Origin of the sequence: Lacticaseibacillus kribbianus (genome assembly GCF_020180945.1) — a bacterium.
GTDB classification, from domain to species: Bacteria; Bacillota; Bacilli; order Lactobacillales; family Lactobacillaceae; genus Lacticaseibacillus; species Lacticaseibacillus kribbianus.
This window is the reverse complement of sequence record NZ_JAIPUL010000001.1, coordinates 1,116,880-1,140,763: the sequence shown is the minus strand read 5'-3', so window position 1 is coordinate 1,140,763 and position 23,884 is coordinate 1,116,880. Positions and strand designations below refer to the sequence as shown.

Below are 23,884 nucleotides of genomic sequence, written 5' to 3'. Positions count from 1 at the left end.
AAACAAGGGAGCGTGAAGAAATGGGCAAAAAACGCGTTTACGAATTTGCCAAGGAATTGAACCTCACAAGCAAGCAGGTGATCGATGCCGCCAAGTCAAAGGGCATCGACTTCTCCTCGCACATGGCGACCATCGATGCGGCCCAGGAGGCCACCATCAAGGCGGGCCTCAAGCCGGCTGCCGCGGCCAAGCCGGCCCCGGTTGCCAAGCCGGCGGCTGCTGCCAAGCCAACCCCGGCGAAGCCAGTGGTTGCCAAGTCCGAACCTGCCAAGCCAGCCCCTGCAGCCAAGCCCGCAGAGGCCGCTAAGCCTGCCGCTCGGCCGGCGGCCGAGAAGCCGGCACCGGGCACGCACCACACCGTTCAAAAGACGGCGGACGGCAAGACGCTGATCTCTAAGTCTGCCATCCGTCGGCCGAAGAACGCGCCGGCCCGCGGCCAGCGCTTCGGCGGCGGCCAGGGCCAGGGTGGTCAGGGTCAAAATCGCAGTCAGGGTGGCCAGAGTCAGGGTCAAAACCGTGGCGGACGCGGCGGCCAGAGCCAAAACAACCGCGGCGGCCAGGGTCAGGCCCAGGGCCAAACCCGCAACGGCGGCCAAAGCCGCAACAACAACCAGGGTCAGCGTCCGGCAGGCCAGGGTCAAAACGGGCAGCAGCGCGAGCGCCGCAACGATCGCAACGATCGGTTTGCGACCAGCGGTGCCCCAAGCCCACGCCCACGCGCAGGGCGCGCCACGCAGGCCAACTCCAATCCACGTCCGGTGGCCGGCAACGACGAGAAGTTCATTCAGCAGCTGAAGGACTCCCGTCGTCGCCGTGAGGAGCAAAAGGCCGAAAAGCAGGCGGCCCACGTCGAGCCGACACCGGCGCCGAAGCCAACCCCGGTTGAACCTGCCAAGGCGGTTACCCCAAGCACCCCGGCCAAGCCGGTCGAGGCGCGCAAGCCAGAGCGTAACCGTCCGCAGTTCCAGGGACGTCAGCAGCAGTCTAACGACAATCGCGGCAACTCCTTCAACAAGCGGCGCAACAAGAAGAACAAGCGTCGCGCACAGGCCCAGCCGAAGAAGGAAATGCCACAACGTAAGGAGCGGCCATTGCCAGAAAAACTGATTTACACCGTCGGAATGAACGCCCAGGATCTGGGCAAGATTCTGCACCGCGAACCAGCGGAAATCATCAAGAAGCTCTTCATGCTCGGCGTCATGGTGAACCAAAACCAGAGCCTGGACAAGGATGCGATTGAGCTGATCGCCACCGACTACGGCATTGAAGCCGAGGAGAAGGTGGTCGAAGATATCGCCGACATCGACACCCTGTTTGCGGCCGAGGCCGACAACACAGATCATCAGGCACCACGCCCACCAGTTGTCACCATCATGGGCCACGTCGACCACGGGAAAACCACGCTGCTGGATAAGCTGCGTCACACCCACGTGACCGAGGGCGAGGCCGGCGGGATCACCCAGCACATCGGGGCCTACCAGGTGCGCCTGAACGATCGTCTGATCACCTTCCTGGACACCCCAGGGCACGCGGCGTTCACCAACATGCGTGCGCGCGGTGCCGACATCACCGACATCATCGTGCTGGTGGTGGCGGCCGATGACGGCGTGATGCCTCAGACCATCGAGGCGATCAACCACGCCAAGGCGGCCCACGCGCCGATCATCGTGGCGGTCAACAAGATCGATAAGCCGGGTGCGAACCCGAACCACGTGATGGAACAGCTCACCGAGTACGGCCTGATTCCAGAAGATTGGGGTGGCGACACCATTTTCGTCCAGATCTCCGCGAAGTTCGGCAAGAACATCGACGAGCTGCTCGAGATGATTCTGCTCGAAGCCGACGTGCTCGAGCTGAAGGCCAACCCGAAGCAAAAGGCCATCGGGACCGTCATCGAAGCCAAGCTGGACAAGGGCCGCGGCCCTGTCACTACTGTCCTGGTTCAGCAGGGGACGCTGCACGTCGGCGACCCGGTCGTGGTCGGCAACACCTTCGGGCGCATCCGCGTGATGACCAACGATCGCGGGCGTCGGGTCAAGGAGGCCGTGCCGGCGATGCCAGTGGAAATCACCGGGCTCAACGACGTGCCGCAGTCCGCCGACAAGTTCGTGGTCTTCGACGACGAAAAGAGTGCCCGTGCGGCCGGTGAGGAACGCGCCAAGCGCGCCCTCGACAAGGTTCGCCAGGAAACGCACCGCGTGACCCTCGACAACCTGTTCGAGACGATGAAGGAAGGCCAACTCAAGGAAGTCGACGTCATCATCAAGGGTGACGTTCAAGGCTCCGTCGAGGCCCTTGCCGGCTCGCTCAACAAGATTGAGGTCGAAGGCGTTCGCGTCAACATCATCCACCAGGCCGTCGGGGCGATTAACGAGTCCGACGTCACGCTGGCCAGCGCGTCCAACGCGATCATCATCGGCTTCAACGTGCGTCCGACGCCGCAGGCCAAGGTTCAGGCCGACGCAGACGACGTGGACATTCGCCTCCACCGGGTCATTTACAAGGCCATCGAGGAGATCGAGTCCGCGATGAAGGGGATGCTCGAACCGACCTTCGAGGAGAAGATCATCGGCTCCCTGACCGTCCGCGAGACCATCAACGTCTCGAAAATCGGCACGGTTGCCGGCGCGTTCGTCGACACCGGCTTCATCACCCGCGATGCGGGCGTGCGCCTGATTCGCGATGGCATCGTGATCCACGAGGGCAAGCTCGGTTCCCTGCGTCGCTTCAAGGACGACGTGAAGAAGGTCACCACCGGCTTCGAGCTCGGGCTGACCATCGAGAACTACAACGACATCAAGGTCGACGATCAGATCGAGGCCTACACGATGGAAGAAGTGCCAGTCAAGTAAGCGGTGCAGCCAACGGCCGCGCCGCCGCGGAGGTAGCAACATGAAACATCGAATCGGTCGGGTTGAAACCCAGATTCAGCGCGAAATCGACGACATCCTGCTCAAGGACGTCAACGACCCGCGGGTGCAAGGGGTGACCATCACCGGCGTGCGCATGACCGGTGACCTGCAGGAGGCAACCGTGTACTACAGCGTCTTGCAGGACGACCCCAAGCATGTCGAGCAGACCCAAGCCGGCCTAGATAAGGCCCAGGGGCTGATTCGCCGCGAGGTGGGCCAGCGCATCAAGCTGTTCAAGGTGCCGACGATCACATTCGTCCAGGACACCTCGGTCCAGTACGGTGCCCGCATCGACCAACTGCTCAACGAGATGCACAAGGATTAACTCAAAAGCCGCCAAGTGCGGCTTTTTTGTTACCCAGGGCGGCGCAAGGCGCACTTAGGCGACCACCCAGCGTAAGGCCGGCGCTTGGGCCGAACTTTGGCCCGAGTGACGGGCTTAGCTGGGTGAGTCGCCGTTGCCTTGCGGAGCCCGACGAACCAGGGCGGAGAGGCGCGCACTTAGCGGGTCGGGTAGCCTAGCGCTAGCGCTGAGGTGCGCCTTGCCTCGGCGCTAGGGCGTAGCTAACCTTCCCCGCGTTGCGACTTGCAGCCCGACGATATCCAGGGCGGAGAGGCGCGCACTTAGCGGGTCGGATAGCCTAGCGCTAGCGTTGAGGCGGGCTATGCCTCGGCGCTGGGGCGTAGCTAGCCGTCCCCGCGTTGCGGATCGCAGCCCGACGATATCCAGGGCGGAGAGGCGCGCACTTAGCGGGTCGGATAGCCTAGCGCTAGCGTTGAGGCGGGCTATGCCTCGGCGCTGGGGCGTAGCTAGCCGTCCCCGCGTTGCGGATCGCAGCCCGACGACAACCCAGGGCGGCGTAAGGCGCACTTAGGCGACCGCCCAGCGTAAGGTCGGCGCTTGGGCCGCACTCTGGCCCGAGTGACGGGCTTAGCTGGGTGAGTCGCCGTTGCCTTGCGGAGCCCGACGAAGGCAAGGCCACTTGGTCACTGCGGGCCGCACGTCCGAACTCGCCTTGGCCCGCGTGGCTTGGCACGGTATAATAGAGGGAATGCGGTCGCCTGGCGACCTGGATAGGAGCAATGTTCATGGATGGCATTTTGCCAGTATACAAGCCCAGCGGCATGACCTCGGCGGACGTGGTCAGCAAGCTGCGGTACCTGCTACAGATGCGGCGCATCGGGCACTCCGGGACGCTGGACCCGAGCGTCGACGGCGTGCTGCCGATTGCGCTGGGGTCGGCGACCAAGGCGGTGACGGCCCTGATGACACTGGGCAAAACCTACACGGGGTCGATCACGCTCGGCTTCGCGACGGAAACAGAGGACCTCGACGGGGCGGAGGTCGCGCGCACGCGGCTTGAGGCGCCGGTGGCCGACGCGGCAATTGACGCCGCGATGGCGGGCCTGACCGGCGACATCGTGCAGATCCCGCCGATGTACTCGGCGGTGAAGGTCAACGGGCGTCGGCTCTACGACTACGCCCGCCACGGTGAGCAGGTCGAGCGGCCGCGCCGCGCCGCGCACATCTACGCCTTCACGCGCACCGGTGCGCCGGTGTTCCACGCGGCGGCCGGCACCGTGACCTTCACCTTCACGGCCACCGTCAGCAAGGGCACCTACATCCGCACGCTGGCGGTTGACACCGGCAAGGCGCTGGGCCTGCCGGCGGTGATGAGCCAGCTGACGCGCACCCAAAGCGGGGGCTTCGCGCTGGCGGACACGCTGGATTTGCGCGAGCTGACGCGCGAAACCGCGCCGGCCGCGGCGCTTGCCCACCTGCGTCCGATTGAGATTGCCTACCCGCAGGTTCCGCGCCACGCGCTGACCGACTCGGAGTGGGCGGACGTGCAAAACGGCAAGGCGCTGGCGCTGCCCGAGACCGCGCCGCAACTGGCGCTGATGCAGGGGACAACGCTCAAGGCGGTTTACCGCCGCGCGGGGTCGGTTTACCGGCCCGATGTGATGTTTCTAGCCAATGTTTGGAACGGGGATACAACCAATGGAAGTTTATGATATTCTCCCGCCGCTAGACGGCAGCATGCGCCCGACCGCACCGATCGTGCTTGCGCTGGGCTTTTTCGATGGGGTCCACCGCGGTCACCAGGAGGTGCTGCGCCAGGCCAAGGCCCAGGCGACGGCCCGTGGGCTGCACCTGGCCGTGATGACCTTCGACGTGCACCCGGCGGTGATCTACCGCCACGTGCCGGCGGCCAGCGTACACTACCTGTCGCCGCGCAAGCGAAAGGAGGCGTTGATGGCCAACTGCGGGGTGGACCTGCTTTACTTCGTCCACTTCACGCCAGAGTTTGCGGCGCTTGACCCGCAGACGTTCGTCGACCAGTACCTCGTCGGGCTGAACGCGGCGGTGGTGGTCGCGGGCTTTGACTACACCTATGGCAAGCGCGCCGTGGCCAACATGGCGCGGCTGCCCGAGTACGCGGCGGGGCGCTTTGACGTCATCACGGTGCCCGAGGCGCTTGCGGACGGGGAGAAAATCTCCTCGACGCGCATCCGCCAGGCGCTGGACGACGGCAACGTCGATCTGGCGAACCGGTTGTTGGGCTACCACTACCAGACCTCGGGGCCGGTGGTGCATGGCGAGGCGCGCGGGCGCACGCTGGGCTTTCCGACCGCCAACATTGATACCCCGGCCGTGGAGCGCCTGCCCGGCATCGGCATCTACGTGGTGCGCGTCAACGTCGGCGGCCGCTGGGTGCCGGGCATGGCCTCGGTGGGCCGCAACGTGACCTTCGGCGCCGGGCGCCCGGTCACGCTGGAGATCAACCTCTTTGACTTCCACGATGACATCTACGGGCAGGCCACTCAGGTCGAGTGGCTGCACTACCTGCGCGGCGAGGTCAAGTTCGAAGGCGCCGCCGGTCTGATCAAGCAGCTGGAAACCGACCGCGCGGCCTCGCTTGCGTACCTCAAGGAGCACCGGGACTGATGGCCGGGGCCTACATCCACATCCCGTTTTGCGCGCACATCTGCTACTACTGCGACTTCAACAAGGTGTTCATCGAGGGCCAGCCGGTCGACGCGTACATCGACGGGCTGCTTAAGGAGATGCGCCTGGTGATGGCCGCGCACCCGGACGAGCGCATCGAAACGGTGTACATCGGCGGCGGCACGCCCACGGCGCTGACCGCGTCCCAGCTGGACCGGGTGCTGACCGGCGTGCGGCGCGCGCTGAACTTTGAGCAGGGCGAGTTCACCGTTGAGGCCAACCCCAACGACCTTTTGACGACCGACAAGCTGCAGGTGATGAAGGACCACGGCGTCAACCGGCTGTCCATCGGCGTGCAGTCCTTTGACGACGAGATTCTCAAGCGCATCGGCCGCACCCACAAGGCTAAAGACGTCTACCAGGCGATTGCCAACGCGCGGCGGGTCGGCTTCGACAACCTATCGCTCGACCTGATTTTTCGCCTGCCGGGCCAGTCGCGGGAGAACTTCCTGGCCAGCCTGCACAAGGCGCTTGAGCTGGACCTGCCGCACTACTCGACCTACTCGCTGATTCTGGAGAAGAAAACCATCTTCTACAACCTGATGCGCAAGGGCCGCTTGCAGCTGCCGGGCCAGGACGTCGAGGCGGACATGTACCAGGACGCCATCGACCTGATGCGAACGCACGGGCGCGAGCAGTACGAGATCTCGAACTTTGCCAAGCCCGGCTACCAGTGTGAACACAACCTGCTGTACTGGCGCAACGATAAGTACTTCGGCTTCGGCGCCGGCGCGTTCGGCTACGTCGGGCGCGACCGCTACCACAACTTCGGGCCGATTCAGCAGTACCTCGCGCCGCTGGCAGCGGACAAGGTGCCGGTGATCGAACACCACCTGGTGCCGCTGTCCGAGCAGATTGAAGAGGAGATGTTCCTTGGCTTGCGCACGCGCGAAGGCGTCAGCCGCGAGCGCTTCGAGGCGCGCTACCACATGACCATCGAGGCGGTGTACGGCGACCTGATTGCACAGCTGAAGCAGGCGCAGCTCTTGACTGAGGCCAACGGGCGGCTGGCACTGACCACGCAGGGCATGTTTTTGGGCAACGAGGTGTTCCAGCAGTTTTTGATCGATGAGCCACTGATCTGACTCGGGCTAGGGGCTGATTTAGCAACCCGGGGTTGACTTTGCTAAGGCCGGTTGCTATATTAGTAATTGTGTTAGCACTCATCGATTGTTAGTGCTAAAAAGGGGTGGCAATATGTTGACGAAACGCCAACTGCTCGTCCTGAAGGAGATCATTCGGCTATTCACGGAAAGTGGTCAGCCTGTGGGGTCCAAGACGCTGATGACGGAGCTTCCAATCCGGGTCAGCTCGGCGACCATCCGCAACGACATGGCCGCCTTGGAAGAGCAGGGATTGATTACTAAGACGCACAGTAGCTCGGGGCGCGTCCCTTCGACGAAGGGGTACCGCTATTACCTGGATAACTTGGTTGAGCCGGCCGCGGCGACGCCCAACGAGATTGCGGCGATCCAGCAGGGGTTCGGCGGGCATTTTTACAAGATCGACGAGATCGTGGCTCAAAGCGCCCGCATCCTGTCCAACCTGACCAGCTACACGGCCATCAGCCTCGGCCCCGAGGTCGCCAACATTCGACTGACAGGTTTTCGGATGGTGCCGCTGGGCAACCACCAGGTGATGGCCATCCTGGTCACCAGCAACGGCAACGTGGAGAATCAGCTATTCACGCTGCCGCCGGAGGTCGACCCCGAAGAGGTGGAAAAGGCGATCCGCATCATCAACGATGAGCTCGTCGGCCTCCCGCTCGGGGCGGTCGCGCGCAAGCTGCAGACCGACGTTCCGGCCGTGCTGTTCAAGTACATGACCAGCGCCCCGGGGTTCCTGGACATCTTCGGCAACGTCTTGCAAAAGGCGGCGGCCGAGCGCTTCTACGTCGGCGGCCGGCTGAACCTGATGGATTACGTCGGGGATGCCGACGCCGGGCAGCTCAAGCGGCTTTTGGGCATGATTGACTCCGAGCAGGGGGACATCAACCGGCTGCTCGACCCCAAGGCGGCCAGCGACCTGCAGGTGCGGCTGGGCGCGGAGCTGACGCCGGACGTGATGGCCAACCTGAGCGTCATCACGGCCAAGTACAGCGTCGGCGAGCACGGCACCGGCATGATTGCCCTGATCGGCCCGACCCAGATGCCGTACTCCAAGATGATCGGGCTGCTGACGGCTTTTCGCGAGGAGCTGGCCAAGCGATTGACCAATTACTACTCGCACTTTGATCAATGACAAGGAGGCTCCCATGACGAAAAAGGAGAAACAGCCGGACACGACGAAGGCAACAGCCGACGACGTGAAGCAGCCGGCGGAACCCTCACTGAAAGACGAGATTGCCGCCGAGATGGCGGCGGACCTCGACGACCAGGTGAAGGCGGACGCGGTGGATGTCGCGGCGCTGCAAAAGGAGCGCGACGAGCTCGAAGACAAGTACCTGCGCGCCGCCGCCGAGATCAGCAACATGAACAACCGCTTCAAGAAGGAGCGGGCGCAGCTTCTGAAGTACGACGGTCAAAAGCTGGCCGCCGCGGTGCTGCCGGTGCTCGACAACCTCGAGCGTGCGCTTCAAAGTGAGGTGTCCGAGGATTCAGCGCAGTCCCTGAAGAAGGGCGTCGAGATGGTTTACACCCACCTCGAAACCGCGCTGAAGGACAACGCCGTCACCGAGATCGCTGCGACGGCGACCTTCGACCCGACGCTGCACCAGGCGGTTCAGACCGTGCCGGCGGACGCCGACCACCCGAAGGACACCGTGGTTCAGGTGCTCCAGAAAGGCTACATGCTCAAGGACCGCGTGCTGCGGCCGGCCATGGTTGTTGTGGCCAATTAATCTGACAATAAACTGTTAAGAGAAGGGATATTACTATGAGTAAAGTTATCGGGATTGACTTAGGAACGACCAACTCCGCCGTCGCCGTGCTTGAAGGCGGCGAGCCGAAGATCATCACCAACCCGGAAGGCAACCGCACCACGCCGTCCGTCGTCGCGTTCAAGGACGGCGAGATTCAAGTCGGTGAGGTCGCCAAGCGCCAGGCCATCACCAACCCGGACACCATCATCTCCATCAAGCGCCACATGGGCGAGGCCGGCTACAAGGTCAAGGTCGGCGACAAGGAATACACCCCGCAGGAAATCTCCGGGATGATCCTTCAGTACATCAAGAAGTTCTCCGAGGACTACCTGGGTGAAGAGGTCACGGACGCGGTCATCACCGTGCCGGCCTACTTCAACGACTCCCAGCGTCAGGCGACCAAGGATGCCGGTAAGATCGCGGGCCTGAACGTTTCCCGGATCGTCAACGAACCGACGGCCTCAAGCCTGGCTTACGGCCTGGACAAGACCGACAAGGAAGAAAAGGTCCTGGTTTACGACCTTGGCGGTGGGACCTTCGATGTGTCCATCCTTCAGCTCGGCGACGGCGTGTTCGAAGTGCTGTCCACCAACGGGGACACGAAGCTCGGCGGCGATGACTTCGACAACAAGATCATCGACTGGCTGGTCAGCGAGTTCAAGGCCGAAAACGGCATCGACCTCGCCAAGGACAAGATGGCGATGCAGCGCCTGAAGGACGCCGCCGAAAAGGCCAAGAAGGACTTGTCCGGCGTTTCCTCCACCCAGATTTCCCTGCCGTTCATCTCCGCCGGCGCCAACGGCCCGCTGCACCTTGAGCGGACGCTGACCCGCGCCCAGTTCGACCAGATGACCGAGGACCTAGTTCAAAAGACCAAGGTGCCGGTTGACAACGCGCTGCGCGATGCCGGCCTGAGCGCTTCCGACCTCGACAAGGTGATCTTGAACGGTGGTTCCACCCGCATTCCGGCCGTTCAAGAGGCCGTGAAGTCCTGGACCGGCAAGGAGCCTGACCACAGCATCAACCCGGACGAGGCCGTTGCCCTCGGCGCCGCCATCCAGGGCGGGGTCATCTCTGGTGACGTCAAGGACGTGGTGCTGCTCGATGTGACCCCACTGTCCCTCGGGATTGAAACCATGGGCGGTGTGTTCACCAAGCTGATCGACCGCAACACGACCATCCCGACCTCCAAGAGCCAAGTCTTCTCCACGGCCGCGGACAACCAGCCGGCCGTTGACATCCACGTGCTGCAGGGCGAACGCCCGATGGCAGCGGACAACAAGACGCTGGGTCGCTTCCAGCTCACCGACATCCCGAGTGCCCCACGCGGCGTGCCTCAGATCGAAGTCAAGTTCGACATCGACAAGAACGGCATCGTGCAGGTTTCCGCCAAGGACCTCGGCACCGGCAAGTCCCAAAACATCACGATCAAGAGCTCGTCAGGCCTGTCCGACGAGGAAATCGACCGCATGATGAAGGAAGCCAAGGAGAACGAGGAAGCCGACTCCAAGCGCAAGGAAGAGGTTGACCTGAAGAACGACGTCGACCAGCTCCTGTTCCAGACGGACAAGACCCTCAAGGAACTCAAGGGCAAGGTCTCCGATGACGAGATCAAGAAGGCCGAAGACGCCAAGGAAGCCCTCAAGAAGGCCCAGCAGGAGAACAACGTCGAGGACATGAAGGCCAAGCGCGACGACCTGAACAAGATCGTCCAGGACATGACCGTCAAGATGTACGAGGCGGCGCAAAAGGCTCAGCAGGCGGCCGGCGATGCCGGTGCCCAGGCCAACGGCGCAACCGCGGCCGACGGCGACAAGGGTGCCGACGACGATACCATCGACGGCGAGTACAAGGACGTCGACAAGAAGTAGTTGTCAGTTGAGGTCCGTTCTGAAAAAGCCTTAGCCTCGCCGGCTTTGGCTTTTTCATTCAGGTGTGCTATCCTGAAGGAACTTTCCGCGCGGGCCTTGGCTTGCGCCGCTCAAAGGAGACAGTATGGCAGAGAAAGATTATTACGAGACGCTGGGAGTGGCGCGCGACGCGGACGACGCGGCGATTAAGCGCGCCTTCCGCCAGATGTCAAAGAAGTACCACCCGGACATCAACCACGAGCCGGGCGCGGAGCAGAAATTCAAGGAGATCAACGAGGCCTACCAGGTGCTGTCCGACCCGCAAAAGCGGGCGGCCTACGACCAGTACGGCTCCGCCGACGGGCCGCAGGGCTTCGGCGGCGGCCAAGGCTTTGGCGGTCAGGGCTTCGGTGGCCAGGGCTTTTCGAGCCAAGGCTTCGGCGGCTTCGACGACATCTTCAGCCAGTTCTTCGGCGGCGGTGGCGGCGGCCAGGCGCCGAACGCCCCGCGCCAGGGCGCGGACCTGCAGTACCGCATGGATCTGACCTTCACCGAGGCGATTTTCGGCAAGAAGACCAAGATCTCGTACGACCGCGATGCCGTGTGTCACACGTGCGGCGGCAGCGGTGCCAAGCCCGGCACCAGCCCGGTGACCTGCAGCAAGTGTCACGGCTCCGGCTACATCCAGGTTCAGCGCAACACGCCGCTGGGCGCCATGATGAGCCGTGAGGTCTGCGACGTCTGCCACGGCACCGGCAAGGAAATCAAGGACAAGTGCGTGGACTGCCACGGCACCGGGCACCAAAAGGAGCGTCACACCATCGATGTGACCGTGCCTGCCGGCGTCGAGGACGGTCAGCAGATGCGCCTGCGCGAGGCCGGCGAGGCTGGCCAGAATGGCGGGCCTTACGGGGACTTATTCATTGTCTTCCGCGTGGCCGAAAGCGCCAAGTACAAGCGCGACGGGTCCACCATCTACCTGAGCCTGTCGATCAGCTTCGCCCAGGCCGCGCTCGGCGATGCCATCAAGGTCGACACCGTTCACGGCCCGGTCGAGCTGAAGATTCCGGCCGGCACCCAGACGGACAGCAAGTTCCGCCTGCGGGGCAAGGGGGCGCCGCGCCTGCAGGGCGCCGGCACCGGCGACCAGATCGTCACCGTGACGGTCAAGACGCCGAAGTCCCTGAACCAGAAGCAAAAGGACGCGCTGATGGCCTTCGCGGCCGCCAGCGGCGAGGACGTGACCCCGCACGAAGGGTCGCTTTTCGACAAGGTGCGCGACGCGTTCAAGAAGTAAGCGAGACAAGACGAGCTGTGACGGCTCGCCTTTTTCGTACCCAGGGCGCAGCGTGGCGCACTTAGGCCACCGGCCAGCGTAAGGGTGGGCAGTGGGCCGTTCTTTGGCCCAGTGACCACACTAAGCTGGGCGGGTGGCCGTTGCCACGCGGAGCCCGACGATACCAGGGCGCAGCGTGGCGCACTTAGGCCACCGGCCAGCGTAGGGGTGGGCAGTGGGCCGTTCCTTGGCCCAGTGGTCACCCTAAGCTGGGCGGGTGGCCGTTGCCACGCGGAGCCCGACGATGTCCAGGGCGCAGCGTGGCGCACTCAGGCCACCGGCCATGCTAGGCCACGCTTTGCGGCCCGGATGCCGGCAGGCAGTGGCGCAGTTGACGACTTTTCGGGTATACTGAACGTAGTGAATTTCAGAAAGAGGCAACGCATTGGACAAAGCAGAGTTATTGAACCGCCAACAGCACATCCGCAACTTCTCGATCGTCGCGCACATCGATCACGGCAAGTCGACGCTGGCCGACCGCATCCTTGAGCTCACCGACACGATTGCCAAGCGCGACATGCAGGCGCAGGTGCTGGACGACATGCCGCTTGAGCGCGAGCGCGGCATCACCATCAAGCTCAATGCCGTGGAGCTGCACTACAAGGCCAAGGACGGCGAGACCTACATCTTTCACCTGATCGACACGCCGGGGCACGTCGACTTCTCCTACGAGGTCAGCCGCAGCCTCGCCGCGTGCGAGGGCGCGCTGCTTCTGGTCGACGCCGCGCAGGGGGTCGAGGCGCAGACGCTGGCCAACGTGTACCTCGCGCTGGACGACGACCTGGAGATTGTGCCGATCATCAACAAGGTCGACTTGCCGAGCGCCCAGCCGGACGTCGTCAAGGAGGAGATCGAGGAGATGATCGGCCTGGACGCGTCCGACGCGATTCTGACGTCGGCCAAAACGGGCCTGGGCATTCCGGAGGTGCTGGAGCGCATCGTCTCGGACATTCCCGCCCCAAGCGGCGACCTCGACGCGCCGCTGGAGGCCTTGATCTTCGACTCTGTCTACGACTCGTACCGCGGCGTCGTGCTGGCCGTGCGCATCAAGGAGGGGATGGTGCGCCCCGGCGACACCATCCAGCTGATGAGCAACGGCAAGACCTTCGACGTGACCGAGGTCGGCGTGATGTCGCCCAAGGCCGTTCCGCGGGACTACCTGATGGTCGGCGACGTCGGCTACATCACCGCAAGCATCAAGACCATCCAAGACACCCGCGTCGGCGACACCGTGACCTTGGCCAGCCGGCCCGCGCAAAAGGCGCTGGACGGTTTCCGCAAGATCACGCCGATGGTCTACTCCGGGCTTTTCCCCGTCGACAACGCGAAGTTCAACGACCTGCGCGAGGCACTCGAAAAGCTGCAGCTCAACGACGCGGCGCTCGAGTTCACGCCGGAAACCTCGCAGGCGCTGGGTTTTGGCTTCCGCTGCGGCTTCCTGGGGCTGCTGCACATGGACGTCGTGCAGGAGCGCCTGGAGCGCGAGTTCAACCTCGACCTGATCATGACCGCGCCGTCCGTGGACTACCAGGTGACCCTGACCGACGGCAGCACGCTGACCATCGACAACCCGGCCGAGCTGCCGGAGCCAAGCGAGGTCAAGAGCATCGCCGAACCGTTCGTCAAGGCCAGCGTGATGGTGCCCAACGATTACGTCGGACCGGTGATGGAGATCGCCCAGCGCAAGCGCGGCGAGTTCGTCACGATGGACTACCTGGACAAGTACCGCGTCAACGTGATCTACAACCTGCCGCTGTCGGAGATCATCTACGACTTCTTCGACGACCTCAAGAGCTCGACGAAGGGCTACGCGAGCCTGGACTACGAGATCACCGGCTACCGCGAGTCCGACTTGGTGAAGATGGACATCCTGCTCAACGGCGACCCGGTCGACGCGCTGAGCACCATCGTCCACAAGGATTTTGCCTTTGAGCGCGGCCGCGTCATCGTTGCCAAGCTCAAGGAGACAATTCCGCGCCAGCAGTTCGAGATTCCGATTCAGGCGGCAATCGGCACCAAGATCATCGCCCGCAGCACGGTCAAGGCCTACCGCAAGAACGTCCTGGCCAAGTGCTACGGCGGCGACATCACCCGCAAGCGCAAGCTGCTGGAAAAGCAGAAGGCGGGGAAGAAGCGGATGAAGGCGGTCGGCTCCGTCGAGGTGCCGCAGGAGGCGTTCATGTCGCTGCTCAAGGTCAACGAGGCCGACACCAAGGGCAAGTAACGCAAAGAAGCCGGCGGGCATTCCCGAATGGGGAATGCTCGCCGGCTTCTTTGTGGCTTCACGCGATGACGCGGAAGCGCTCCTGCACGACCAGCGCCGTGGCGGGGTCGAAGGTCAGCCCGGCCGCTTGGTACTCGGCGGTGAAAAAGGCGTCGTGCACCCGGCGCCAGTACGCCAGCGTGCGGTCGCCTTCGCCCTCGGCCGCCGCGTAGTCGGCGCCGACGCTGGCGTAGCTCGCCACCGTCACGTCGGTGGTGACGGTGACGGCGACCGGTTCGCCGTGCCCATCGAGGATCACGTCGAAGGCGCCGACCGCTGGCAGCGGCTCATTGTCCAGATGGTACAGGGCCAGGCCGCTGGTCGTGGCGGTTTTGACGCCGCGCACCACCAGCTGAGAAAGCGCATCGGCGGTTTCGGGGTCGTCCCCGAAGGCGTAGGCGGAACTCATCTCGGCGTCGGGCATCAGTTTGCCGGCTTGAATGGCGCGTTGGAAGTAGGCTTGTGGGGTCATGAGGCTCCTTTCTGGTTGGCAAAATCGGTGAGTGTCTACAAGCGCCGCACCACGGTGACGTAACCCTCGAGGCAGGTTCGTCCAACCGTCGTGGCCAGGCCGCTCGCCTCGCTGACCCGCGGCTTTGCGCCCTGGGTCTAAAAAACCCGAGCACGGTGGCTCGGGTGGGGTGGCGAAGTTAGAATTCAACCTTGTCGACGTCCGACAGGGTGGCGGTCGGCATCTTCAGGCCCATGTCGTCCGCCAGCTTCTGCTTAGCGTCGTTGCGGGTCTTGATGACGTCCATGTTCCACACGATGTTTTCAATGTCACCGCCGTCGAAGTCGAAGGGCTCGGCGTAGATGTAGCCTTCCTCCTGCTTCTTCTCCCGGGACTTGGTAAGTGAGGCGGCCAGGTCGCGCGCGTAGTCGCGGTCTTTGAGGTCTGCAAGCTCCTTTTCGGTGACGAACCCTTGGTCGTTGATCGCCTTTTCGGCAATCGATAATGCTTCAGCAGTTGCTGCCATAATAATCTCTCCTATCTGCATCAGTCGCTGATTGGAGTAGGGCTGAAAAATCTTACAACATTATTGTAACACCGCCGGCGGCATTCAGCGCCGTTTTTTGTTATACTAGTTCGGTTAGAAAGGACGATGCATGTGAGCCCACGGTATGATTGGCAACTTGAGGCACAACCCGACAGTGCGCAGATTACGGAGGTGGCAACCGACCTGAAGGTGCCGCCGTTTTTGGCGCGGCTGTTGATTCAGCGCGACATCACGACGCCGGAGGACTACGAGGTGTTCATCAATCCGGACATGGCGCGGCTGCACGACCCGTTCCTGCTGCACGACATGGACAAGGCGGTGGCGCGGATCCAGCAGGCGATCGAGAACCAGGAGCAGATCACCATCTACGGCGACTATGACGTCGACGGCCTGACCGCGTCCAGCATCATGCTGGAGACCCTGCAGAGCATGGGCGCGGAGCCCAAGGTGTTCATTCCCGACCGCTTCACGGACGGTTACGGACCCAACGCCGCGGTTTACCGCTACCTGCAGAACTCCGGCACGCAGCTGGTGATCACGGTCGATAACGGGGTCGGCGGCGCGGCGGTGATCGATGCCGCGCAGGAAGCCGGCATGGACGTGGTGGTCACCGACCACCACGAGCTGCCGCAGGTGCTGCCCAAGGCGGTCGCCGTGGTGCACCCGCGCCACCCGGACGGCGATTACCCGTTCGGCGGTCTCAGCGGGGCCGGGGTGGCCTTCAAGGTCGCCACGGCGCTGCTCGGCGCCGCGCCGGTCGAAAGCATCGACCTGGCCGCGATGGGCACGGTGGCGGACCTGGTCGACCTGACCGACGAGAACCGCATCATCGTGCAGATGGGGCTGGCGATGATCCGCACTCAGCCGCGCGCCGGCATCGCGGCGCTGTTGAACGTGGCCAAAATCGACCCGGCCACGGTGGACGAATCGAGCATCGGCTTTGGGATCGGCCCGCGCCTCAACGCGCTCGGGCGACTGGGGGATGCCAACCCCGGCGTCACGCTTTTGACCACCTTCGACGACGACGAGGCCCAGGCGCTGGCGGTGAACGTCAACGACCTGAACACCAAGCGCCAGGCGCTGGTGCAGAGCATCGCCCAGACGGCGCTTGAGATGGCCCAGACGCCGGAGAATCAGGCCCGTCGCACGCTCATTCTGGCGCACCAGGGCTGGCACGAGGGCGTGCTTGGCATCGTCGCCAGCAAGGTGGTCGAGGCCACGGGCAAGCCGACGCTGGTGTTGAACATCGCGGCGGACGGCCAAAGCGCCAAGGGCTCCGGCCGCTCGGTGCCGGCCTACCACCTGTTCAACGCGCTGGACGCTGTGCGCGACGCGATGACGGCCTTCGGGGGCCACGGCATGGCGTGCGGCCTGACCGTGCCGGTCGCCAACATTCCACAGCTGCAGGCCGCAATGGAGGCCGCGGCCGAAAAGAGCCTGAAGGACCGGCCGAAGCCGCCCTTGGCAATCGCTGCGCGGCTGACGGCCGCGGACCTGACGCTCGACCACTACAAGGCCCTGCGCCAGCTCGCGCCGTTCGGCAACGGCAACCCGGAGCCGACCTTCAGCCTGCGCCCGGACCTGATCGACCGAATCAAGACGATGGGGCAGACCAACGCCCACCTGCGCTTCGTCGCCGACGGGGCCGCGGTGGTGGCGTTCGGCTACGGCGAGTCCGCCCAGGCGCTCGAGGCCGCGCAGCAGGTCAAGCTGGCTGTGCGTCTCGACGTCAACACCTGGCAGGGCAACACGACGCTTCAGCTGCGCCTGTGCGACTGGCAGCTGCAGGCACCGTCGGTCATCGACTGGCGCGGGCCGAGCGTCAGCGCGGCGCAGTTTCGTCCGGCTCTGACTTACGTGTTCTTCGACGCGCGCAAGCAGGCCAAGTTCACGCGCCAGTTCCAGTTCGGCGGGCCGACAGTGCTGGCGGACGAGCTGGCACCACACACGAAGGACGCGGTGCTGGTGGATCTGCCCAAGGATGCGGCTCAGCTGGCCGCGGCGATGGGCCAGCTCGAGCTGCCGGTGCGGGTGCTGTTTTACGCGCCGCCGGAGGACCTGGTGGCCCTGCCGACGCGTGCCGAGTGCGGCAGCGTGCTGCGCTTCCTGGCCGCCCACCCGCAGTTTGACAAGCACCACCTGCCCGCACTGGCCAAGGCGGTGCACGTCAGCGTCGGCCAGGCGATCTTGGCCGTACAGGTGTTTTTTGAACTCGGGTTTGTTACAATAAAGGGTGCGTTTATCGACGTGGCCGAACACCCGGCCAAAAAGCCGCTGCAATCGGCCGCGGCTTATCAGGCCCGGGCCACTTTCCTGGCGCTGGCGCGGGAGTTGCAAACCGCCGACCGGCGCACGCTCGAAGCAAGACTAACGAATCAGAATGAGAGGCATCAGCATGGCAATTAATTTCAAGGACTACATCGCAAGCGTTCCCGATTTTCCCGAGCCCGGCATCGTGTTCCGCGATATCTCGCCTTTGATGGCGGATGGGGCGGCCTACGCGGCGGCCACCGATGAAATCGTGGCCTACGCCAAGGACAAGAACGTGGAGATGATCGTGGGTCCCGAGGCGCGCGGCTTCATCGTCGGCTGCCCGGTGGCCTACAAGCTGGGCGTCGGCTTCGCCCCGGCGCGCAAGAAGGGCAAGCTGCCGCGCCCGACCGTGAGCGCGAGCTACGACCTGGAGTACGGCCAGGCAACCCTGTACCTGCACCAGGACGCGATTCGCCCCGGCCAGCGCGTGCTGGTCTGCGACGACCTGCTGGCGACCGGCGGCACCATCGCCGCGACCATCGAGCTGGTTGAGAAGCTCGGCGGCGTCGTGGTCGGCACCGCCTTTCTGGTGGAGCTGTCGGACCTGCACGGCCGCGACAAGATCAAGGACTACGACATGTTCACCCTGACCACCTACCAAGGCAAATAAGTCCAACCGGCAAGGCTTAGGTCTTGCCGGTTTTTTGTCCCAGGGCGCGTTGCGCTTCGTCGCCCGACCACAGCAGAGTGTGACGTTTTGCAACGGCCGGATACCCGGTGGTGCTGTGTCGACTTGCTCGCGCGGCCGCAACGTTGCAGCGCGTCGCTTCAAGTGGGATGATAGAAGGGGAGGATGACATGAGCAAGAAAAAGAAAGAAGACAAGACCCTCGTCGAGAAGATGCTGGACAAGGCCGGTGTCGCCTACGTGCCCTACGAGTTCCCGACCCACGCGGAGGGCGACGTGGCGCAGCTGTCCGTCGACCACATCGGCGTGCCCGAGCACCGCATCTACAAGACGCTGGTGCTGACCGGCAACAAGACCGGTCCGGTGGTCGGCGTGGTGCCGTTGGATCGGCACATCGACTACAAGCTGCTCGCCGCCGCATCCGGCAACAAGAAGGTGGGGATGGTGCCCCTGCGCGACCTGGTGAAAACCACCGGCTACGAGCACGGCGCCAACACGCCGATCGGCATCCACGCGCGCTACCGCTACCCGATTTTCATCGGCACCGAGGCGCTCGAGGAGGACGAGATTCTGGTGTCGGCCGGCAAAATCGGCCGCTCCGTGGGGGTTAACCCCAAGGACCTGGCCGAGCTGGTCGGGGCCAAGTTCCAAGACATCACCAGCCTGACCGAGCAGGCCGGCTAAAAAGGGGGAGACAACATGTTTACACCAGAACACAGTCGCTTTGCGACCTTCGGCGTCATCTCGCAGGTGCCTGGCGAGATCATCGACAGCATCTGGCTGATCATCGACCAGACCCTGCAGGGAGTCGTCCCGCTGGGCAACTGGTTGCGCTTCGACCTGCTGAACACACAGGGCAAGCTGACGGTGGCCTTCTCCCAGGAAGGCGACGACACCCAGATTGCCGTGGATCTGCCGTTCACCTACCAGAGCAGCTTTCCCAAGACGGTCATGGCCTACGACGACGGGCAGCGCCAGACCATCCTGCTGCCGGCGGAGGCCGACGGACATTAAGTGTCAGACAAAAATGGCCGGTGCGGCCTTTTTTGTTTGGCCCGGGTTTCCCGGCCGCTTGAACAACAAAAACGCCGCCATCTCAAGGATGGCGGCGCGACGTGAAACCGATTGAAATGATTAACTGATTAGTGGCCCAGCTTGGCCGCATCGGCGAGGCCGTCGACCAGGCGATTGAACGTGCTGGCACCGTGGGCGTTTGTTTCCGCATCTGCACTGCGCTTGGGTACCGTCTTGCCGACCACTCGGCCTTGGGCGTCGCGGTCGTGCTCGTTGGGCATCCATTCGAAGACCACGTGGCCTGAGATGGCGTTGGCCGCGGCCACGAGTTCGTCCCACAGGTCCGCGTTGGCAATCGTGACACCAGCATTGCGCGCCACCTGGCCGTTTCCCTGGTTGAAGGCCGGCTTTTTGACCTTCGTCCAGGTGCCGGTCTTTGTACCATCGGCATTCTTGGTGATCACGACGTACTCGCCGTTCCAGCTGCCGACCAGGTTCTGACGGTCGATGAAGGCGCGAATGGTCTCGGCCTCGATGCCAGCGGCGCTGATGGCCTTCAGGGCGGCGATGATGGCGGTCAGCTCGGCGCGGTCGATGGTGGCGCCGGTGACCTGACCGGCGTTTTGAAGCAGCTTGGTCGCCGGGTCGGTGTCGTTGTTGACGACAACGAAGGCCCAGCCGCTCTGGTCGCTTGCCGTGATGTGTTCGCCGGCGGCCTTGCCAGCCACCGAGGAACCGTCGGAATAGATGTTGAGGGTGTTGTAACTTGTCATGTGAGACTCCTTTCAGGGACGAATCGTTGTGGTTCGTCGTGCATGTCCATTATAGCGCGGAATTGCGTTGGGCGGGGAATGGCACACTGAGACCGCCAGACCATTTTTGGGTAAAAAAAACAGCAGCCCCGAAAGGCTGCGGAACGCTGTCATATCAGCGTTTCAAGAGGAGAGTACAGGATTAAATGGTGCCGCTGTACCGGCTTTTCTGACCTGTTATCCCACAAAATTCCCACAAACTCACAGCGCAGACAGTGCTTTTACCGCCGCTTGTGCTTGTTCCTGCTCGTGAGCTTTCAGCAGATGCTGGTAGACCCGAAGCGTGATCGTGATATCCGAGTGACCGAGCCGTCTGGAGATATAGGCGATGTCAACGCCCTTGGCGAGCAGGTAGCTCACGTGGGTGTGCCGGAGCCCGTGGAAGGTGACAGGCGACGGGAAGCCGAGCTTGTCCTCCACACGCTTGAGTCCGTGGTTCAGCGCGTAGTCGCTCGGTACTTGGTGGCGATTGTTGCGGAATACCATGTCCAGCTCGTCGCGGTAGCCGGTACGCAGGTTGGCCGCCGTCTGCTCGCTGTGCAGCTTCTGGAGCATCGCCACAAGCTCGTCCGGTATGTCTATGTCTCGCACGCCAGAGGGTGTCTTAGTGGGCTTGAATCCCGTGCCGTAGACGTAATCCCACGACTTCGTGACGTGGATAATGCGAGCACCTAGGTCGACGTCGGCCCACTGGAGCGCAATCAGCTCGGAAGCTCGGCACCCGGTGAGAATTGCGGCGGCGATGCAGTATAGGTACATACTCGACAGCTTGGCGTGCTCGCGGCAATAGACGAGCAGGGCGGAGAACTCGTCAAGCTCAAGGAACTTCAAGTCACTTGCTTTGGCGGCGGTGCCAGGGTTGACCACCCGCGCTGCAAAGTTCGCAGTCAGAATACGGTCAGCGATAGCGTCCTCACACATAGCCTTGATGTAGCCGTTCAGCTTGGACACAGTGTCGTGCGACCGTGGCTTAGGTTGCTTGGCGTTGCGCGGCGTTACGGTTCCGGCGGCATAGGCGTTGATGAAGGTCTGCCACGTCGTGCGCGTTATCTCTTTAAGCGGCTGGTCGCTGCCGAAATACTCCGCCAGCGCTTTGCGGATAGTAGCGTACCTGGCCTCGGTAATTTGTGAGTGCTTACCAGCCTTGAAGGTGGCGAGCCACCGATCATAGTAGGCAAGCAGCGTCACATCGGACAGGTCAGCACCAGAGCGCTTGTCGTGCTCGACTTCCGCCGCAGCTGCTTCTGCCAGTTTCTTCGTGCGGAACCCGGACTTAGACTTTTCGCGCCAGATGCCGTCCGTATCCTTGTACCGGACGCGGTAGCCGTAGGTCTTGCCGCGTTTTTCGATTGATGCCATGAGTACCTCCATGTGCTATACTGGAGTACGCAAAGAGCGCACTCCAGTAGTTCGCTTCGAGCGTTTGTTTGCGCGTCTACCCACGGTCCGCCAAGATTAGTGGGGTAGACGCTTTTTGTTTGCCAAACGCCAACGGACTGGTTTAATTACTTGGGCGTAAGGGTTACCGGTTCCCTTTTGCACGATTATGTGTCTCACACAACATTTGGCAGTTTGAGATATCAGTTGACCCGCCTTTGCTCCATGCAGTTACGTGATCCGCATCCATCTCGTTGAGCTTATAAATGCGAGTTGAGTTGTTACCATGTCCGAGTGCACATAGTGGACAGTTAGATACTGCGCGGTTCCTAGCATCCTTTGTTTGTGCATCGTAAACGGTTTTCTTAGTTTTAGGGTCGAAAACGCGAACGTTTAGAAGCTCGGTTTTTTTCTCTCCACCTAGAACGTATTCAAAGATGCCGTGTTTATCTGTCACCTCAAAATCAGCAAGTAAAGTAGACACTCGATCGTTTACGGTGTCTTTTGAATAGGCGTTCGTGTGGTACGTACGGTACAAATCTCCCCAATCTAGACCACGCATTTCTGGGCCGGTGTAATCAAAAAGTTTGTCGACCCAATCGATAACTGTATCAAAGAAAGTTTGGAGTTGCGAGATATCACTGTCATAGCGATGTTCTGCCATATATTCGTCAATGTTGTGGTTGCTAACCCAGTCGAGAGCAGTTTCTAGAATGGCTTGACGTTTCGGGTCACCCTTAATGTAAGCTTGCCATCTGTTCATATTGGCGTTTCCGGTGTTAGAAAATACAGCACGTGCTTGGGTAACGAATGGTCCGTGGTATGAAGCATTCCTAAGTTCTTGCTTAGTGAGGGGAACACCTGCAATGTTGATAGTCTCAAACCACTCTTGAATCTCAGAGGGCTCGCCCTCACACACATATATTGTCAATGGCGCATCAATAATCAGCCTCTGCTGGTCGGCATCGAGGCTATCAAAGTAGCGGGGCTTACCGTTTACATTGACCGCAAATGGCCATGACCGATTGACAAAGCGAGCAAACGAGGTGATGCGTTGCTGGCCGTCTAACACTTCATATTTCCCATCTGGATTCTTGACAAAGTAAATCAATCCTAGTGGGTAGCCTTTGAACAAAGACTCGACAACGGCCACGTCCTTTTTACCATCACCGTAAATGTAATTACGTTGGTATTCTGGTTGAATGATCAGTTGACCATCAAGGCCAAAGAGACCCTTGCCTTCGTTTTTGTCATAGACGAAGCCTTGGCAGACATCGCCAACTGTCCAATCAGTGTGCAGTGTTGTTTTCATTTGAAAAATCTCCATTTTTTTGACGAATCAATAACCGCTGATAGACTTTTTCGAAACGTCCCCGTTGCTTTACCACTCCGCTCGCATTCAAATCGTACTGCCCATTTCTACCAAATTTAGCAAAGTAAGCATTTTTCTTTTCGTCAGAAGTATAAATCCTAGTTTTTAGTTTATACAAATCTTCGTTTTCCGCCATGCCTATAATTTCAAACTGTTCAGGGTTGTACTTGTCCATAAACGTTATTGGTACCCCCATAACGCCGTCGTAGTCACTCGGAATTGCATCGGTAAAGGGCACTTCGATGGCATCGTAGTTGTCGTAGTGGGGGTATTCAAGCTTGCCATAGTCCTTTTCAAACTTCTTCCGCAATTTTTTGTTAAATTTCAGATTATGTTCCACAGTGTCGAGGATCAGTTGTTCGTGCCGCTTGCCATGGTCTATGTTGGTAAACCATCGTACCCCCTTGACCCGGATAAACTTCTTGCCGTCCGAATCGATACCGTAACCGGCCGCGTTCAACGGATAAGAATCAGGAACATTAAATTTTCGGTCGCCGGAATGAATTGAGTATCCTAACCAAAGCTGGTTATGGCTAATCAGTGGGAATACAGTCTTATAGGTGATCGCGTTCATGTTTCCGATAATAATAAATTTCTTATTAGCTTCCACAATCCATGCCAGAAACTCGCGGAATAGTGAGAAGGGTGGATTGGTGATAATAATGTCCGCCTCATCTCGTAATTTGCGAATCTCTGGTGACCGAAAGTCACCATCACCATCAAGATATCCAGAAAACACGATATCGTCAGTATCAATCTGGCCCGAATGGTTCGTATCACGGGTCAGCGTGAAAAGCTTGCCATGAGCTGGGTGCAGCTTCTCATCGTAGAGTGGTGAGCCCATTTCAAATAAAGTCAATTGCTGGCTACCTGAGCTTTTGGCATAGGAAGTGGAAATTAACTTCTTTAAGCCAAAACGGGTGAAGTTAGATGCAAAGTATTTAGTGAAGTTTGACCACTCCGGATCATCGCAAGGCAATAGAATTGTTTTGTTACGAAAGACATCAGGGTTAAATTCTACATAAGCATTCATTTCAGCTTCAATGTCGCTGTATTGTGTGTAGAATTCATCATTCTTGGCATGCTTGGCTGCGCCCAAGCTAGTATTATCAACCATTTAGTTCTCCCCATTCTGTTAAG

At 61.3% G+C, this 23,884-nt stretch carries 20 protein-coding genes; 14 read left to right on the top strand and 6 right to left on the bottom strand.

The features are described 5' to 3' along the window. Nucleotides 1-20 precede the first annotated feature (20 nt). From infB to lepA, 10 genes are all read left to right on the top strand, one after another. On the top strand, nt 21-2,852 hold the full coding sequence (infB, locus tag LE416_RS05480) for a translation initiation factor IF-2 (protein WP_225047468.1): 2,832 nt from the start codon (nt 21-23) through the stop codon (nt 2,850-2,852). 40 nt (nt 2,853-2,892) lie between these two features. Continuing rightward, a complete protein-coding gene (gene rbfA, locus LE416_RS05475) occupies nt 2,893-3,237 on the top strand; it encodes a 30S ribosome-binding factor RbfA (protein ID WP_225047467.1) in 345 nt (114 codons plus the stop codon). A 764-nt stretch (nt 3,238-4,001) separates the two neighbouring features. Next, the gene (gene truB / locus LE416_RS05470) at nt 4,002-4,928 is read left to right on the top strand and encodes a tRNA pseudouridine(55) synthase TruB (RefSeq protein ID WP_225047466.1); all 927 of its coding nucleotides are present in this window, start codon (nt 4,002-4,004) and stop codon (nt 4,926-4,928) included. After that, entirely contained in the window at nt 4,915-5,862 is a 948-nt protein-coding gene (gene ribF / locus LE416_RS05465; protein ID WP_225047465.1) for a riboflavin biosynthesis protein RibF, read from the top strand. The genes truB and ribF overlap by 14 nt, the downstream gene beginning before the upstream one ends. Then, entirely contained in the window at nt 5,862-7,007 is a 1,146-nt protein-coding gene (gene hemW / locus LE416_RS05460; RefSeq protein ID WP_225047464.1) for a radical SAM family heme chaperone HemW, read from the top strand. Before ribF ends, hemW begins: the two co-directional genes overlap by 1 nt. A gap of 112 nt (nt 7,008-7,119) precedes the next feature. Beyond that, nucleotides 7,120-8,163: a heat-inducible transcriptional repressor HrcA gene (hrcA, locus tag LE416_RS05455; RefSeq protein WP_225047463.1), complete on the top strand. Its 1,044-nt coding sequence runs from the start codon at nt 7,120-7,122 to the stop codon at nt 8,161-8,163. A gap of 13 nt (nt 8,164-8,176) precedes the next feature. Continuing rightward, nucleotides 8,177-8,761, top strand: coding sequence for a nucleotide exchange factor GrpE (grpE, locus tag LE416_RS05450; RefSeq protein WP_225047462.1), 585 nt, complete (start codon nt 8,177-8,179; stop codon nt 8,759-8,761). 35 nt (nt 8,762-8,796) lie between these two features. After that, a complete protein-coding gene (dnaK, locus tag LE416_RS05445; RefSeq protein ID WP_225047461.1) occupies nt 8,797-10,653 on the top strand; it encodes a molecular chaperone DnaK in 1,857 nt (618 codons plus the stop codon). A 124-nt stretch (nt 10,654-10,777) separates the two neighbouring features. Continuing rightward, the gene (gene dnaJ / locus LE416_RS05440; RefSeq protein ID WP_225047460.1) at nt 10,778-11,929 is read left to right on the top strand and encodes a molecular chaperone DnaJ; all 1,152 of its coding nucleotides are present in this window, start codon (nt 10,778-10,780) and stop codon (nt 11,927-11,929) included. Between the two features lie 424 nt (nt 11,930-12,353). Next, nucleotides 12,354-14,192: a translation elongation factor 4 gene (lepA, locus tag LE416_RS05435; protein WP_225047459.1), complete on the top strand. Its 1,839-nt coding sequence runs from the start codon at nt 12,354-12,356 to the stop codon at nt 14,190-14,192. A gap of 58 nt (nt 14,193-14,250) precedes the next feature. On the opposite strand, the gene LE416_RS05430 is transcribed toward lepA, so the two are convergent. Both LE416_RS05430 and LE416_RS05425 read right to left on the bottom strand, forming a co-directional pair. Next, the gene (locus tag LE416_RS05430) at nt 14,251-14,703 is read right to left on the bottom strand and encodes an ASCH domain-containing protein (protein ID WP_225047458.1); all 453 of its coding nucleotides are present in this window, start codon (nt 14,701-14,703) and stop codon (nt 14,251-14,253) included. Nucleotides 14,704-14,881: 178 nt separating this feature from the next. Then, a complete protein-coding gene (locus LE416_RS05425) occupies nt 14,882-15,208 on the bottom strand; it encodes a hypothetical protein (RefSeq protein ID WP_225047457.1) in 327 nt (108 codons plus the stop codon). A 132-nt stretch (nt 15,209-15,340) separates the two neighbouring features. Between LE416_RS05425 and recJ the strand changes: the two genes are divergently transcribed. The 4 genes from recJ to LE416_RS05405 all read left to right on the top strand — a co-directional run bounded on the left by recJ (nt 15,341) and on the right by LE416_RS05405 (nt 19,183). Next, nucleotides 15,341-17,635 (top strand): single-stranded-DNA-specific exonuclease RecJ, encoded by a 2,295-nt coding sequence (recJ, locus tag LE416_RS05420; protein ID WP_338034761.1) that lies wholly within the window; start codon nt 15,341-15,343, stop codon nt 17,633-17,635. Then, nucleotides 17,625-18,152 carry an adenine phosphoribosyltransferase gene (locus LE416_RS05415; RefSeq protein WP_225047456.1) on the top strand — a complete coding sequence of 176 codons (528 nt, stop codon included), beginning with the start codon at nt 17,625-17,627 and terminating at the stop codon, nt 18,150-18,152. Before recJ ends, LE416_RS05415 begins: the two co-directional genes overlap by 11 nt. Before the next feature lie 188 nt (nt 18,153-18,340). Further along, a complete protein-coding gene (locus tag LE416_RS05410) occupies nt 18,341-18,853 on the top strand; it encodes an aminoacyl-tRNA deacylase (RefSeq protein ID WP_225047455.1) in 513 nt (170 codons plus the stop codon). A 15-nt stretch (nt 18,854-18,868) separates the two neighbouring features. Continuing rightward, nucleotides 18,869-19,183: a DUF960 domain-containing protein gene (locus tag LE416_RS05405; protein ID WP_225047454.1), complete on the top strand. Its 315-nt coding sequence runs from the start codon at nt 18,869-18,871 to the stop codon at nt 19,181-19,183. Nucleotides 19,184-19,311: 128 nt separating this feature from the next. Here the strand turns inward: LE416_RS05405 and LE416_RS05400 are convergent, their stop codons facing one another. From LE416_RS05400 to LE416_RS05385, 4 genes are all read right to left on the bottom strand, one after another. After that, entirely contained in the window at nt 19,312-19,956 is a 645-nt protein-coding gene (locus LE416_RS05400; protein WP_225047453.1) for a ribonuclease HI, read from the bottom strand. 240 nt (nt 19,957-20,196) lie between these two features. Next, complete coding sequence (locus LE416_RS05395; protein ID WP_225047452.1) at nt 20,197-21,354, bottom strand: tyrosine-type recombinase/integrase; 1,158 nt, start codon at nt 21,352-21,354, stop codon at nt 20,197-20,199. A 163-nt stretch (nt 21,355-21,517) separates the two neighbouring features. Beyond that, nucleotides 21,518-22,684: a GmrSD restriction endonuclease domain-containing protein gene (locus LE416_RS05390; RefSeq protein WP_225047451.1), complete on the bottom strand. Its 1,167-nt coding sequence runs from the start codon at nt 22,682-22,684 to the stop codon at nt 21,518-21,520. Next, complete coding sequence (locus LE416_RS05385) at nt 22,662-23,861, bottom strand: adenine-specific methyltransferase EcoRI family protein (RefSeq protein ID WP_225047450.1); 1,200 nt, start codon at nt 23,859-23,861, stop codon at nt 22,662-22,664. Before LE416_RS05385 ends, LE416_RS05390 begins: the two co-directional genes overlap by 23 nt. Nucleotides 23,862-23,884: the final 23 nt, after the last annotated feature.

Excerpts from the sequence above, each read along its gene's own strand:
- infB (WP_225047468.1), top strand. The coding sequence starts at position 21 with ATGGGCAAAAAACGCGTTTACGAATTTGCCAAGGAATTGAACCTCACA.
- rbfA (WP_225047467.1), top strand. The coding sequence starts at position 2,893 with ATGAAACATCGAATCGGTCGGGTTGAAACCCAGATTCAGCGCGAAATC.
- truB (WP_225047466.1), top strand. The coding sequence starts at position 4,002 with ATGGATGGCATTTTGCCAGTATACAAGCCCAGCGGCATGACCTCGGCG.
- ribF (WP_225047465.1), top strand. The coding sequence starts at position 4,915 with ATGGAAGTTTATGATATTCTCCCGCCGCTAGACGGCAGCATGCGCCCG.
- hemW (WP_225047464.1), top strand. The coding sequence starts at position 5,862 with ATGGCCGGGGCCTACATCCACATCCCGTTTTGCGCGCACATCTGCTAC.
- hrcA (WP_225047463.1), top strand. The coding sequence starts at position 7,120 with ATGTTGACGAAACGCCAACTGCTCGTCCTGAAGGAGATCATTCGGCTA.
- grpE (WP_225047462.1), top strand. The coding sequence starts at position 8,177 with ATGACGAAAAAGGAGAAACAGCCGGACACGACGAAGGCAACAGCCGAC.
- dnaK (WP_225047461.1), top strand. The coding sequence starts at position 8,797 with ATGAGTAAAGTTATCGGGATTGACTTAGGAACGACCAACTCCGCCGTC.
- dnaJ (WP_225047460.1), top strand. The coding sequence starts at position 10,778 with ATGGCAGAGAAAGATTATTACGAGACGCTGGGAGTGGCGCGCGACGCG.
- LE416_RS05430 (WP_225047458.1), bottom strand. The coding sequence starts at position 14,703 with ATGACCCCACAAGCCTACTTCCAACGCGCCATTCAAGCCGGCAAACTG.
- LE416_RS05425 (WP_225047457.1), bottom strand. The coding sequence starts at position 15,208 with ATGGCAGCAACTGCTGAAGCATTATCGATTGCCGAAAAGGCGATCAAC.
- LE416_RS05415 (WP_225047456.1), top strand. The coding sequence starts at position 17,625 with ATGGCAATTAATTTCAAGGACTACATCGCAAGCGTTCCCGATTTTCCC.
- LE416_RS05410 (WP_225047455.1), top strand. The coding sequence starts at position 18,341 with ATGAGCAAGAAAAAGAAAGAAGACAAGACCCTCGTCGAGAAGATGCTG.
- LE416_RS05405 (WP_225047454.1), top strand. The coding sequence starts at position 18,869 with ATGTTTACACCAGAACACAGTCGCTTTGCGACCTTCGGCGTCATCTCG.
- LE416_RS05400 (WP_225047453.1), bottom strand. The coding sequence starts at position 19,956 with ATGACAAGTTACAACACCCTCAACATCTATTCCGACGGTTCCTCGGTG.
- LE416_RS05395 (WP_225047452.1), bottom strand. The coding sequence starts at position 21,354 with ATGGCATCAATCGAAAAACGCGGCAAGACCTACGGCTACCGCGTCCGG.
- LE416_RS05390 (WP_225047451.1), bottom strand. The coding sequence starts at position 22,684 with ATGAAAACAACACTGCACACTGATTGGACAGTTGGCGATGTCTGCCAA.
- LE416_RS05385 (WP_225047450.1), bottom strand. The coding sequence starts at position 23,861 with ATGGTTGATAATACTAGCTTGGGCGCAGCCAAGCATGCCAAGAATGAT.